General features: G+C 73.9%; 11 protein-coding genes. 3 read left to right on the top strand and 8 right to left on the bottom strand.

Features of this window, described 5'->3' with window-relative positions:
* Nucleotides 1–161: 161 nt before the first annotated feature.
* A complete protein-coding gene (locus ACQPZA_RS06680; RefSeq protein ID WP_433279313.1) occupies nt 162–1,085 on the top strand; it encodes an SAM-dependent methyltransferase in 924 nt (307 codons plus the stop codon).
* A gap of 112 nt (nt 1,086–1,197) precedes the next feature.
* On the opposite strand, the gene ACQPZA_RS06675 is transcribed toward ACQPZA_RS06680, so the two are convergent.
* The 5 genes from ACQPZA_RS06675 to ACQPZA_RS06655 form a co-directional block, all read right to left on the bottom strand.
* A complete protein-coding gene (locus tag ACQPZA_RS06675; RefSeq protein ID WP_433279311.1) occupies nt 1,198–1,974 on the bottom strand; it encodes an alpha/beta fold hydrolase in 777 nt (258 codons plus the stop codon).
* Nucleotides 1,975–2,008: 34 nt separating this feature from the next.
* On the bottom strand, nt 2,009–4,174 hold the full coding sequence (locus ACQPZA_RS06670; protein WP_433279309.1) for a phage holin family protein: 2,166 nt from the start codon (nt 4,172–4,174) through the stop codon (nt 2,009–2,011).
* Nucleotides 4,144–4,740 (bottom strand): DedA family protein, encoded by a 597-nt coding sequence (locus ACQPZA_RS06665; protein WP_433279307.1) that lies wholly within the window; start codon nt 4,738–4,740, stop codon nt 4,144–4,146. The genes ACQPZA_RS06670 and ACQPZA_RS06665 overlap by 31 nt, the downstream gene beginning before the upstream one ends.
* A complete protein-coding gene (locus ACQPZA_RS06660) occupies nt 4,737–5,597 on the bottom strand; it encodes an MBL fold metallo-hydrolase (protein WP_433279306.1) in 861 nt (286 codons plus the stop codon). The genes ACQPZA_RS06665 and ACQPZA_RS06660 overlap by 4 nt, the downstream gene beginning before the upstream one ends.
* A gap of 403 nt (nt 5,598–6,000) precedes the next feature.
* Nucleotides 6,001–7,305, bottom strand: coding sequence for an ATP-dependent 6-phosphofructokinase (locus tag ACQPZA_RS06655; RefSeq protein ID WP_169395084.1), 1,305 nt, complete (start codon nt 7,303–7,305; stop codon nt 6,001–6,003).
* Nucleotides 7,306–7,653: 348 nt separating this feature from the next.
* On the opposite strand from ACQPZA_RS06655, the gene ACQPZA_RS06650 reads away from it, so the two are divergent.
* Nucleotides 7,654–9,084: an MFS transporter gene (locus ACQPZA_RS06650; RefSeq protein ID WP_433279304.1), complete on the top strand. Its 1,431-nt coding sequence runs from the start codon at nt 7,654–7,656 to the stop codon at nt 9,082–9,084.
* Here ACQPZA_RS06650 and ACQPZA_RS06645 read toward each other — a convergent pair.
* Complete coding sequence (locus ACQPZA_RS06645; protein WP_433279302.1) at nt 9,047–10,426, bottom strand: DHA2 family efflux MFS transporter permease subunit; 1,380 nt, start codon at nt 10,424–10,426, stop codon at nt 9,047–9,049. The two genes, ACQPZA_RS06650 and ACQPZA_RS06645, sit on opposite strands and share 38 nt — an antisense overlap.
* 132 nt (nt 10,427–10,558) lie before the next feature.
* Between ACQPZA_RS06645 and ACQPZA_RS06640 the strand changes: the two genes are divergently transcribed.
* Nucleotides 10,559–10,972: an SRPBCC family protein gene (locus ACQPZA_RS06640; RefSeq protein WP_433279300.1), complete on the top strand. Its 414-nt coding sequence runs from the start codon at nt 10,559–10,561 to the stop codon at nt 10,970–10,972.
* A 3-nt stretch (nt 10,973–10,975) separates the two neighbouring features.
* Here the strand turns inward: ACQPZA_RS06640 and ACQPZA_RS06635 are convergent, their stop codons facing one another.
* Both ACQPZA_RS06635 and ACQPZA_RS06630 read right to left on the bottom strand, forming a co-directional pair.
* Nucleotides 10,976–11,344, bottom strand: a complete 369-nt coding sequence (locus tag ACQPZA_RS06635; protein WP_433279298.1) for a VOC family protein — start codon at nt 11,342–11,344, stop codon at nt 10,976–10,978.
* A 122-nt stretch (nt 11,345–11,466) separates the two neighbouring features.
* Nucleotides 11,467–12,321: an alpha/beta fold hydrolase gene (locus ACQPZA_RS06630; RefSeq protein WP_433279297.1), complete on the bottom strand. Its 855-nt coding sequence runs from the start codon at nt 12,319–12,321 to the stop codon at nt 11,467–11,469.
* Between the last annotated feature and the right edge of the window lie 53 nt (nt 12,322–12,374).

Below are 12,374 nucleotides of genomic sequence, written 5' to 3'. Positions count from 1 at the left end.
GTCCCGCAGCGGAACGATCCCGGAACGGATCGGACGCCTCAGCGCAGCAGTTCGGCCGCCGTCGCCCCGGGGCCCTGATCATGTGACGCTCGGGCCGGAGCGGCCGGCACGGTGGGGCCCTCCGTCATCACCTGCCCGGACCCCGGACCTACCGTGAACGGGTGAATTCTGATCATCCGCCCGACCTGCGCCCTCCGGACGGAGTCGGTACCACCGCACTGATCACGTCCTATGCGCGAGCGCAGGAGTCGCGTCGGAGCGACCCGTTGTTCACCGACCCGGTGGCGGAGCTCTTCGTGGCCGCCGCGCTCGGTGTGCCCACGGAGGCGGGCACAGCGCTTCCGCGACTCGGACCCGCACGGGACGACGGCTCGTCGCAGCTGTGGGAGAGCCTGTACTCCTACTTCGCCGGCCGGACGCCGTTCTACGACAGCTTCGTCGTCGAGGCCGTCGCCGCCGGATGCCGCCAGGTCGTCGTGCTCGGCGCAGGACTCGACTCCCGCGCGTACCGTCTCCCGGTGGCCCCCGGAACCTCGTTCTTCGAGCTGGACACACCCGACTTGCTCGACTTCAAGGCCGCTGTCCTGGTCCGCCACGAGCTGGAGAGCGCAGCCACGCGGGTTCCCGTCGGGATCGACCTGCGGGAGGACTGGGCGAGTGCGCTCACGGCCGAGGGTTTCGACGCCGGGCGCCCGACCGCGTGGCTGGCCGAGGGCTTGCTGATGTACCTGACGCCTCCGGAGGCCGACGCCCTGCTGGCCCGGATCACCACCCTGTCGGCTCCGGGCAGCGCTCTTGCCGGTGAGTTCCTGAACCGGCGTACCCGGGTGGACGACGTGCCGAGCTCGGATGACGCCGACCGCGCCGTCGCCGAGATATTCGCCGGCAACGACCGGGGCGGTCCGTCAGTGGAACCCGAGACGTGGCTGGCCGGTCATGGCTGGTCGGGCCGCCGGCGCGACTTCCTCGACGAGCTCGCCGAACTGGGGCGCCCGGTACCTGCGCTGTTCGAGCCCCGAGAGACCGATCCGTTACGGCTGTGGCTCTTCACGGCCACCCTGGCCGACCCGCGTCAGGCCGGGTGAGCGCACCGTGGTCGTGCGCCGGAGCGGAGCACGGTCAGGGTGAGCAGTACCGCCACGCCCGCCTCAGCGGCGGTGCCGAAGCTCAGGTGAAATCTCGGAGCGGATCGGACGGTCAGCGCAACAGCTCGGCCACCGTCGCCTCCGGCGCGGTGATCATGGCGTCGTGCCCGGTGGCGAGCTCACGCCACTCCCAGCCCTCGCGCCGCACGATCGCGTGGGCCGAGTGGATCGCCGAGTAGGGCGGGTCGGTGCAGCAGATGTAGCTGACCGGCAACCCGTTGCCCAGTGGCGCACGCAGCCCGAACGGCTCGCTGTAGGAACGCAGCGGCTGCGGGGTGAGCCGCCGGTCCACCCACGCCGCGTCGTCCGGGTCGCTCAGGCCGAACACGGTGGCCGACGGCGGCGGGTACGCCAACCCGTTGCCGGTCGCCTGCGCCGCCGCCGTGCGGCTCTCCGCCGTTCCCGGGGGCAGGCCGGCGAACCCGGGCTCCCCCGGCTCCACCACCACGCCGTCGAGCAGGACGACGCGGCGCAGCCGGTGGGGCAGCCGGTCGGCGACACCCAGCGCGACGAGCGCGCCGAAGCTGTGCCCCACCAGCACGACGTCGCGCAGCTCCTCGGTCTCCAGCACCGCCACGACGTCCTGCACCATGGTCGACGGCCCGACGTCCGCGGTCAGCAGATGCGCCCGCTCGCCGAGACCCGTGAGCGTCGGTGTGAACACCTCGTGGCCCACTGCTCGCAGGAGCCGGGCAACCCGTACCCAGCACCAGCCGCCGTGGCAGGCCCCGTGCACCAGCACGAAGGGATCCCGCCGTTCCGACGGGTTGCTCGGGGAATCCCCTGCGGGGTCGCGCAGAACCGGGGAATCGCTCGTCGCCTCGCTCATGTACTCCAGTCTCCCCTGCACAGCAGCCTCGCCCTCATCCCGCCGAGACGGTCGGCGAGGCCGGCGCACCGACCGGGGGCTCGGGCTGCCCGAGATGGGTGAGCCAGCCGCGCAGGACCCGGTGCAGTGCCTCCGCTCCCACGATCTCCCCCGGCGCGGGCAGCTCCGCGGGGTAGAGGAGGAAGCCCGTCGACTGGGGACCTCCCATCCCCCCGTGCGAACCCACGTGCGGCTCGAACGGCGAGGCCTCCTCCATGATGGGGTCGAACCTGCTGTTGATCATGATGTCTGGGCAGTGCGCGAACCCGTCGACCCGGCGGACCAGATCGGCGGCGTGCGGCCCGTAGGGACCGAGCGGGTCCTCCCCGAGCACCTGGCCCGACGCCAGCCGGTGCACCCCGTCGCGGCCGAGCACGATCGGGCCGGACTCGGCGCTGCGGACCAGCAGGAAACCGACCCCGGCGTGGTCGACGAGCGCGGGCAGCAGCTCGGGGAACTCACGCTCGATCGTCTCCAGCTCGACCCGGCCATCGTGCTCGGTGAACGACACCATCGCCACGTGCCCGGAGGCCACCACGACGACGCCGGGCGCCACCCGGGTGACCGCCCCGGGAGCCCCGGTCACGGTGCGCGGGTGGTCCGGCGCCGAGCCCGCCCGTTCCACCCGGGCCCGCAGCCTGCGGGCGATCGGGCCACCCCCGGCGGAGGCCTCGGCCAGCGCCGCCCCCACCTGCCACCCCTCCGAGGCCCGGCCCGCGTCGGAGTTGACGCCGCGGCGCGGCTCCGGCTGCGGTGCCCCGCACAGCCGTCCCACCAGCGCCTCGACCGACTCGCCGAACCGGTCGGTGAACGCCCAGCCCTGCGTCTGGCCGTGGTCGGACAGCGCCACGATCCGGTAGCGCCGCGGCGCGAGCTGGGTGGCCCGGTACAGCCTGCCGATCTGCTGGTCGATGGACCGCAGCACCGCCAGTGCGTCGAACCGCTCCACCCCGGAGTGGTGGGCCACCTCGTCGTACCCGAGGAAGTCGGCGTAGATCGCCGCGCGGCCGGCGAGCATGTCCTCGATGATCGCCGAGACCACGACGTCCCGGACGATCACCGTGGTGGCGCTGCGGGCGAACGGGTAGAACCCGCCACGGCGCACGCGCGGCACCACTCCGGCGCGGCGCTGCCGGGTGGACGCCGAGATCTCCCGGCCGACGTCGACGAGGGCCCCGGCCAGGGTGCGCAGGGTGTTGGCCGGGTTGGCGAAGTAGGCGTAGTAGCCGGCACCGAGACGCCCGGACCGGCGCCTGCGCGCCGCCCCGGCCAGCACCGGCAGCGCGCTCATCGTCAAGCTCACGTGCGCCGCGTCGCCGGTGAAGAGGTTGCCGTGCCCGGCGCCGTCGACGCTGAGCAGCCCGGCGCCGTCGGAGTGGCGCCGCTCGATCTCCGCGGCGTCCTCGGGGTGCGAGCACGCCATGACGTGGTCGCGGTCCTTCTCGTACCAGCGGAAGCCGAGAATGTCGTCGTTGTCGCCGTGCAGGATGCCGCACACGCTGGCCCCGGTCTGCGAGCTCCAGTCGGTGTTCCACTCGGTGAGCCGGTGGCTCCCGGCGGCGAGCAGGCGGGCGAAGGTCGGCATGTCCCCGTCGCGGACGGCGCGCCGCACCGTGTCCATGCCCAACCCGTCCACCTGCAGGAACAGCACACCGGGCGGCATCTCGGCGTCCCCGCCGGTGCCTCGCCGGGCCCCGCGCCGCGCCGCGCGCCGGAAGAACAGCTCGTCCTGGTCGAGAGCCAGCAGGCCGGACGCCAGCGCGGCGAGCACCGACACCGCGACCGCCACGACCACCGCCGTCTCGAAGTCGGCGATCACCACCCCCGGCACCACGAAGGAGATCGCCAGCACCCCCGCGCCGAGTACCAGGAACGACCCGATCCCCAGCGTGAACACCGCGACCGGCAACGCGATCCGCAGGACCAGCGGCCACACCACGGCGCTGAGCACCCCGAACAGCAGTGCGCACACGATCGGCTGCCACCAGCCCGCCATGGAGAAGCCCGGGAGCCACCGGTCGAGCAGCCGCAGCGCGCCCGCCGACAGCACCCACACCAGCAGCACGCGGGCCACCACCCGGCCGCCCCGCAGCAGCCGTCCCGCGCCGTGCCCCGGCCCGGCCGTGGCGCTCACCGGCCGGCCCTCCGCTGGCGCAGCCACGTGGCCACCAGCGACGCGAGGCCGCCGACCGCCAGCACGAGCACCGCCGCCAGCAGCGTCGCGACCAGCGGGTTGTCGAACAGGCCCCCGCTGGCGATCCCCAGCGCGGCGTACGCGACCGCCCACAGCAGGCAGGCCACGGCGGCGGCCGGCACGAGCCTGCGCCAGGGGTAGTCGAGCGCGCCCGCGGCCAGCAGCACCGGGATCCGCCCGGCCGGCACCAGCCTGCCGACCACGACCAGCTGCCAGCCCCGCGTCGCGAACCGCACGCGGGCCGACGCCAGCCGTTCCGGGGTCTGCCCCCGGGCCACCCAGCGCAACGCCGCGCCGCTGCCTGCCCTCGCGACGCCGAAGGTCACCAGGTCACCGAGCAACGCCGCGACCGCCGCCAGCAGGACGACCAGCGGGAGCGACAGCTGGGTGGTGGTCGTCGCGATCGCGGCGGCCGCCCCGACCACGGCACCGGTCGGCACGACCGGGACCAGCGATCCGAGCAGCACCCCACCGAACAGGGCCGGATACCCGATGGCGGACGGGTCGGTCCAGCTGCCGGACAGGGCGATCACGAGGCGTCCGAACCGGGTCGCGGCGATCGGAAGGACGGGGGCCCGGGTGGCCGGGGTGACGGGGACGGCAGGGCGACCGCGGTGCCGGGTTCCGTGACCGCCACCGTGGTGCTCCCGCCCCCGGCCTGGACGGCCGCCGCGAACTCCCACGGCGGCTCGACGAGCAGCCTGCGCATCCGCGCCCCCGCCCGTCCGGGGGCGCGGACCAGACCGGCGAGGGCGAGCGTCCCCCAGTGCACCGGGACCGCCACCCGGGGGCGCAGCAGCTCCACCGCGGCCGCGGCGCGGACCGGGTCGAGATGGCCCGGACCCAGCGTCGGCCCCCAGCCCCAGACCGGCAGCAGCGCGACGTCGAGCCGGTCCGCGGCGAGCGCGGCCATCCCGGGGAACAGGTCGGTGTCGCCCGCCGCATAGACCCGGACGTCCGGGCTCGCGAGCAGGTGTCCCATGGCCTGTGCCTGCGGGCCGTGGGTGGAGCGCGGCCCCCACCGGTGCCCGCTGTGCTCCGCCGCCACCCCGGTGACCCGGAGGTCGCCGTCCTGCAGGCTCTCCCCCGGCGCCAGCTCCTCCACCCGCTCGATCCCGCGCGCACGCAGCCACCTGCCGGCGCCGCGCGGCACCACCACCCGCGCGCTGCGCGGCAACCGGCGCAGCGACGGCAGGTGCAGGTGGTCGCCGTGCAGGTGGGAGATCAGGACGAGGTCGACGTCGGCGTGGTCGGCCTGCTCGGGCGCCGGCCCGACCCGGCGCAACGGCCCGATCCCCCTGGTCAGGACCGGATCGGTGAGCACCACCCTCCCGGCCAGCTCCATCCGTACCGTGGAGTGGCCGAGGAACCGCATCGCGAGCCCGTGCACCCGATCAGTATCCCGGGCCGCGGCCCCGGGCCGCCCGATCCCCGCGCCCGAGCGACCCGCAGATCGTTCCGAGCCACGCGCATCCGCCCTCCCCAGGGCCGATCAGCGAACCTCACAGCGACACCCCGCGAGTCGCCCGTTCCCGACCCGCGAGTCGCCCGTTCCCGACCCGCGAGTCGCCCGTTCCCGGTGCGCGAGTCGCTCACCTCTGGGGCCCGCGCAGCTCCAAGATCGCCGCGAGACCCGGGTGTCCGCCCTTCCGGGGGCCGATAGGTGGATCTCGCGGCGATCACCGGCCGCGAGCCGCCGCCCGGGCCTGCGAAGATCGTTCCGAGACGCGCGTATCCGCCCTTCTCAGGGCCGGACGGCGGATCTCGCGGCGATCACTGCCGCGCGCCGCAGCTCAGCCGAAGCGGACGGGCTGGCCGGTGGACTCGAGCACGGCCATCCAGAGGTCGCCGTGGGGGTCGACCTGGTTGCGCCTGCTCACCGCCACCTTCATGGGGATGTGGACGAAGCGCCTGCGGTAGCGGCCGACGACCATCTCCGTGCGTCCCGACATCGCCGCGTGCACGGCGGCCTGCGAGAGGCGCACGCAGTACACCGAGTCGTAGGGGTTGGCGGGGACGCTGCGGATGGCGTAGCTCGGGTCGATGTAGCGGATCGAGGTGTCGACGCCGGCGTCGGCGAAGTGGTCGGCGATCCGCCTCCGCAGGTAGGGCCCGATGTCCTGGAGCCGCGCGTTGCCGGAGGCGTCGATCGCGTCACCCGACCCGCCGAGCAGTTCCTGGCCCGCCCCCTCGGCCGCCACGACGACGGCGTGCCCGCGTTCGGCGACGCGGCGGCGCAGGTGGGCGAGCAGGCCCTGCTCGCCGTCCAGCGCGAACGGCACCTCGGGGATCAGGACGACGTCGGCGCCGCTGCGGGCCAGTGCCGCGTAGCAGGCGATGAAGCCCGAGTGCCGGCCCATCAGCTTGACGAGCCCGATGCCGTTGGCCGTGGACTTCGCCTCGACCTGCGCCGCCCGGATGGCGTCGCTGGCGAGGCTGAACGCGGTCTGGAAGCCGAAGCTCTGGTCGATGTAGGGGATGTCGTTGTCGATGGTCTTCGGGATGCCGACGACGGCGATCAGCAGCCCGCGCTCGGCCACCGTCCGCGCGATCTCCATCGCGCCGCGCATCGAGCCGTCCCCGCCCACCACGAACAGCACGTTGACGTGCAGCCGCTCCAGGCAGTCGACGATCGCGTCGGGGTCCTGCGGGCCGCGCGAGGTGCCGAGGACGGTGCCGCCGTCGGTGGCGATGTCGCGCACGGACTCCGGGGTGAGCTCGACGACGTCGTGTCCGTAGTCGGCGACGAAGCCCTGGTAGCCGTTGCGGATGCCGACCACGCGGCGCACGCGGTAGTGGTAGGTCAGCGTGCGGACGAGCCCCGCGATCACGTCGTTCAGGCCCGGGCAGAGTCCGCCGCAGGTGACGATGGCCGCCCGGGTCTTGGCCGGGTCGAAGAAGATCTTGCGACGCGGACCGCACGGCTCCATGCCCGGCAGCTCGGAGGCCGGCACGCCACGGGAGCTGATGCCGGCGAGGGTGTCGTCGAGCAGGACGCGATCCTGCTCGTCCACGTAGTGCTCGGTGGTGCGCCGGGCGTCGAGCAGCGGGGCCATCGGTGAGGTGATGCGGCAGGCGCCGAGGGTGGTGACGGCCATGTCCGGCGTGGGCCGGACGCGCGACAGCTCCAGGACGTTGTCGTGCTGACCCTCGTCGGCCGGCACGCTCTCGCCCTGATGGTTGTCGCCCTCGGAGAAGGCAGTGCTCACGGCGACGGCTCCCTGCATCAACGGAACGACCACGCCGCTGCTCCGAGGACATTGGTCTTCTTGACCGTTCCAGGATGCCCTGCGGCCGCAGCGGTGGCTAGACCGGTCCCGGCACGTGGGCCCGGGTTCGCCCGTCTGCTCACTGACGGTTCGGGCACCGGCCACGAGACGTGACGAACCTATCGGAACACGACAATAAGCTTGCTTATGGCAACGATCGCGTGTTCAGGTGGGAAAGTGGTCGTACCGTCAGCGCGTCCGGCGCTCGTCATCGGCGTGCTCGCCTCCTGCGGGCTGGCCGTCTCCCTGATGCAGACCCTGGTCGTCCCGCTCCTGCCACAGTTCCCACGCCTGCTGTCGGCCTCGCCGGCAACCGTGGCGTGGCTCGTCACGGCCACGCTCGTCGCGGGGGCGGTGTGCGCACCCGTGCTGGGCAGGCTCGGCGACATGTACGGCAAGCGCCGCATGCTGCTCGTGGCGCTCGCGATGGTCACCGCGGGATCGGCGCTGGGCGCCGTCGCGCCCGGCGTGGGCGTGCTGATCGCCGCCCGCGCGCTGCAGGGGGCGGCGCTGGGTGTGGTCGCCCTGGGCATCAGCATCATGCGCGACCTGCTGCCGCCCGACCGGGTGGGGAGCGGGATCGCGCTGATGAGCTCGTCGCTCGGCATCGGCGGTGCGGTCAGCCTCCCGATCACCGGTCTCGTCGCACAGCACGCGAGCTGGCGCTGGCTCTTCGCGGGCGCCGCGGTGGTCGGGGCGGCCCAGTTCTTCCTGGTCCGCGCGGTGGTGCGGGAGTCACCGCAGCGCTCCGGGGGCCGCTTCGACCTGCCCGGCGCCGTGGGGCTCGCGCTCGCGCTGGTCTGCGTGCTGCTCGCGATCTCGAAGGGCGCCGAGTGGGGCTGGGGCAGCACCCGCGTGCTCGGCCTGCTGGCCGCCGCGGTCGTGCTGTTCGCGCTCTGGAGCCGACTCGAGCTGAGGGTGCGTTCCCCGTTGGTGGACCTGCGGGTCTCGGCGCGTCCCACGGTCCTCTGGACGAACGTGGCGTCGGTCCTCATCGGGTTCGCGATGTTCGCGGGGTTCCTCGTGACCACCCAGGTTCTGCAGGCGCCGCAGGCGAGCGGGTACGGGTTCGGGCTGTCACTGGTGGCCGCCGGGGTCGTGCTGCTCCCGATCGGGGCGGCGATGACGATCTTCTCGCCGATCTCCGCGAGCGTGTCGCGTCGCCGCGGCGCCCGCACCACGCTCGTGCTCGGCACGTGCGTGCTCGCCGTCGGCAACGTCGCGATGGCGACGCTGCCCGGGTCGATCCCGCTGATCATGGCGGCGTCCACCGTGACGGCGATCGGGGCCGCGCTGGCCTACTCGGCCCTGCCGCTCCTCATCATGGACGCGGTGCCCTCGACCGAGACCGCCGCGGCCAACAGCCTCAACACCCTGATGCGGATGCTCGGGACGTCGTCGTGCAGCGCGGTCGTCGCGGCCGTGACGACCGGCCTGGTCACGTCCGTGGACGGGCAGTTACTGCCGTCGAGCACCGCGTACACGGTGGTGTTCCTCTCCGCGGCCGCCGCCGCGGTGGTGGGCGCCGTGCTCGCCGCCGTCACGCCGCGGACCCGCGCGCCCGGATCGGCTACGCCGGACCTGGTACCGGCGGTGGCACGGGCGTGACGGCCGCGGTCCGTTCGCGCTCGGCACGGACCGCACCCACCACGAGGCCGCACACCACCGTGGCCAGCGCGCCGCCCGCCATCACGAACCAGCCTGTGCGGAACACCGCCGGATGCGTGCCCGCGGCGGCCAGCCCGGACAGCAGCAGGGAGATCCCGAACACCGCACCGATCTGCCGCGCGCAGGTGCCGACGGCGCTGCCGGTGCCGTACCGGCCCGGAGGGAGCTTCGCGACGGCGGCCGAACCGAGCCCGGAGAAGACGAGACCGGTTCCGGTCCCGGTGAGCAGCGTCGCCGGCAGGAACGTCGTGACGTAGGCGGGATCCGCGCCGACGCGGGTGGCGAACAGGAGACAGCCGCAGGCGAACAGGAGTGCCCCGGGCGCGATCGCGGCGCGGGCGCCGAACCGGTCGCTGAGCCGTCCCCCCACGGTCGACGCCACCGCCGCCACCAGCGGGCCGGGCGTGACCGCGAGCCCGGCCGCCAGCACGTCGTAGCGCCAGATCCCGGTCAGGAACAGCACGTTGGAGAGCAGCAGCGCGTAGAAGGCCGCGGAGAACAGGAGGTACCCGACCGTCGCACCGGCGAACGACCGCAGGCGGAACAGCCCGAGCTCCACGAGCGGGTTGGGCACGCGCCCGCTCCGCAGCACGAACGCCACCACCAGCGCGAGCCCCGCGAACAGGGGGACGGCGGCACCGGGGCCGAGCCAGCCGCCGTCCTCACCGCTGACGATGCCCAGCGACAGCAGCGCGACGCCGCCGCCGAGCAGCAGCACGCTCAGCGGGTCGGGGAGCCCGGCGTGCTCGTCGCGCGACTCGGTGAGCACGAGCAGGCCCACGACGAGCGTCACGACCACGACCGGCAGGTTGATGACGAACACCGCGCGCCAGCCGAGACCGTCGACGAGCACCCCGCCGAGGGCGGGTCCCGCCGCGGCGGCGATCGCGCCCATCGCACCCCAGGTGCCGACGACGGCGCCGCGGCGCTCCGGGGGGAACGCCGGCAGCAGCAGAGCGAGGGAGGACGGCGCGAGCAGGGCGGCGGCCACCGCCTGCAGGGCACGGGCGCCCACGAGGACACCCGCGTTCGGCGCGAGGGCGCAGGCGGCCGAGGCGAGCCCGAAGAGGGCCAGGCCGGTGAGGAACACCCGGCGGCGGCCGAGCAGGTCGGCCAGCCGCCCCGCCGGGACGAGCAGCGCCGCGAAGATGACGTTGTACGCGCTGAAGACCCAGGAGAGCGCGGCCAGCGACGTCGTGGCGAACTCGGCGCTGATCGCCGGGAACGCGATGTTCACGATCGTCACGTCCAGGAACGCCATGAAGGCAGCGAGCGAGGACACCGTGAGCACGAGGCCAGGCCTTGCCTGCTGAGTCCTCATAATGAACCCACCATAACCGCTGAGTCGGCCGGAACCACCCGGGCGGTGGAGTGACGCGGGGTTGGACACCGGCGCGCCGGGTACCGGGCGGCCATGGGCAACTACGAGCACAGCGCCACCGTCACGACCGACCCGGACGCGCTGTTCGACTACCTCGCCGACATCCACCACCTCCCCGACTACTTCGCCGCCATGCGCAGCGCCGAGCCGGCAGGCGACGACGCCGTGCACACCGTCGCCGAGGTCGACGGCAACCGGCGCGAGGGTGAGGCGTGGTTCACCACCGACCGCGACGCGCGGACGCTGCGCTGGGGCTCCGAGGGCCCCAACGACTACAGCGGCGAGCTCGAGGTCACCGGAGCCGACGGGGGCGCGCAGGTGACCGTCCGGCTGCACACCGAGCGGGTCGAGGGCCACGACATCGACGAGGGGCTGCAGGCGACGCTCGCGCAGATCAAGCGCAATGTGGAGGGCGGCGCGGACCGGGCGGCTCCCCGGCCGTCCTGAGCCCTACGGGCGGGAGTCCCGGCGGATCGGGTGGTCCTCGGGGATCTGCACCAGCACGATCCGGGTGCCGTCCGGGTCGGCGATCCACATCTCGTGCAGGCCCCACGGCTCCTGCCGCGGCTCGCGGACGACGTGGGCGGCGAGCTCGTGGTGGGCCGCGGCCAGGTCGCGCACCTGGAGCCAGAACGCGATCGCCCCGCCTGCCGGCGCCGTCGCGTTCCCGGAGAGCTCCAGGAACCCGCCGCCCATGAAGAACACCGTGCCGCCGGGGAACTCGCGGGCGATCGCCAGGCCGAGCACGTCCCGGTAGAACTCGATGCTGCGCTGCATGTCGACGGGGTGCAGCAGCACCCGGGAGGCGAGCACCTCCATCAGCGGGACCGGTCGCGGGCCATGGCGGAGGACCCTAGCGCCGCCCGTTTCCCCCGCTTCACCCGAGTTGCAGCAAAGCCACGTTCAGGCAACGTGGTTGCGTCAAAGTGGCTTTGCTGCAGTCAGCTCGGGTGCTCCCCGAGCTGGTCCAGCACCAGCTGCGCGAGCTGGTCGGGCGCCTCCTCGAGGATCCAGTGGCTCACGCCCCGCAGCTCGACGTAGCGGAAGGGGCCGGTGACGTGCTGGTGCGTCAGCTCCGTGGCCTGCCGGGTGATGGCGGTGTCGCCGTCGCTCCACACGAACTGGGTGGGCACCGCGACGGGTGGCTCCTGGGAACCGGACGGGCGGGTCGGCAGCGCCCGGTACCAGTTGATCGCGGCGGTCAGCGCCGCCGGGTCGGCGAGCCCGGCCGCGTCCCGCTCGGCGGCGGCCCGCGACTGCCCGGACCTCTGCAGGGCGGCGACGAGCGCCGGGGAGAACAGGCGGCCCCTCGCCCCGAGCAGCCGCTCCGGCAGCACCGGCAGCTGCAGCGCGTAGATGTACCAGGACGCAAACGCCTGGCGGGTGGTCAGGAGTGACTGGACGTAGACCGGTGGCGGCGGGACCGACACGGCGGTGAGCGACCGGACGCGGTCGGGGTGGCGGGCCGCCAGTGACCAGCCGACCGCAGCTCCCCAGTCGTGGCCGACCACGTGCACGCGGCCGCTCGGGCCCACCAGCACGTCCACGATCGCGAGCGCGTCGCCGACGATCTCGGAGAGCCGGTAGGCGCTGCGTCCGCGCGGCCGGGCGCACGGAGAGTAGCCGCGCTGGTCGGGCGCCAGGGTCCGGTAGCCGGCGGTGACGAGACGTGACGCCACGCCGTCCCACGCGGTGCCGCGCTGGGGGAACCCGTGCAGGAGCAGCACCGGGACGCCGTCGGCGGGGCCGTGCTCGTGCACGTCGAAGGTCAGGTTGCCCCGCGTCACCGTCAGCACGGGATCATCATGCTCTCGCCCCTCTCCCGGGCGGTTACCCGCTCGTCAGTTGT

This window comes from Pseudonocardia xinjiangensis, assembly GCF_050948425.1.
In the GTDB taxonomy this organism is placed as follows: Bacteria; Actinomycetota; Actinomycetes; order Mycobacteriales; family Pseudonocardiaceae; genus Pseudonocardia; species Pseudonocardia xinjiangensis.
Note: the sequence above shows the minus strand (reverse complement) of the source record. Positions and strands in the feature narration are given on the sequence as shown.

Coding starts and splice junctions, on each gene's coding strand:
- ACQPZA_RS06655 (WP_169395084.1), bottom strand. CDS start 7,305: ATGGCCGTCACCACCCTCGGCGCCTGCCGCATCACCTCACCGATGGCC.
- ACQPZA_RS06675 (WP_433279311.1), bottom strand. CDS start 1,974: ATGAGCGAGGCGACGAGCGATTCCCCGGTTCTGCGCGACCCCGCAGGG.
- ACQPZA_RS06640 (WP_433279300.1), top strand. CDS start 10,559: ATGGGCAACTACGAGCACAGCGCCACCGTCACGACCGACCCGGACGCG.
- ACQPZA_RS06635 (WP_433279298.1), bottom strand. CDS start 11,344: ATGGAGGTGCTCGCCTCCCGGGTGCTGCTGCACCCCGTCGACATGCAG.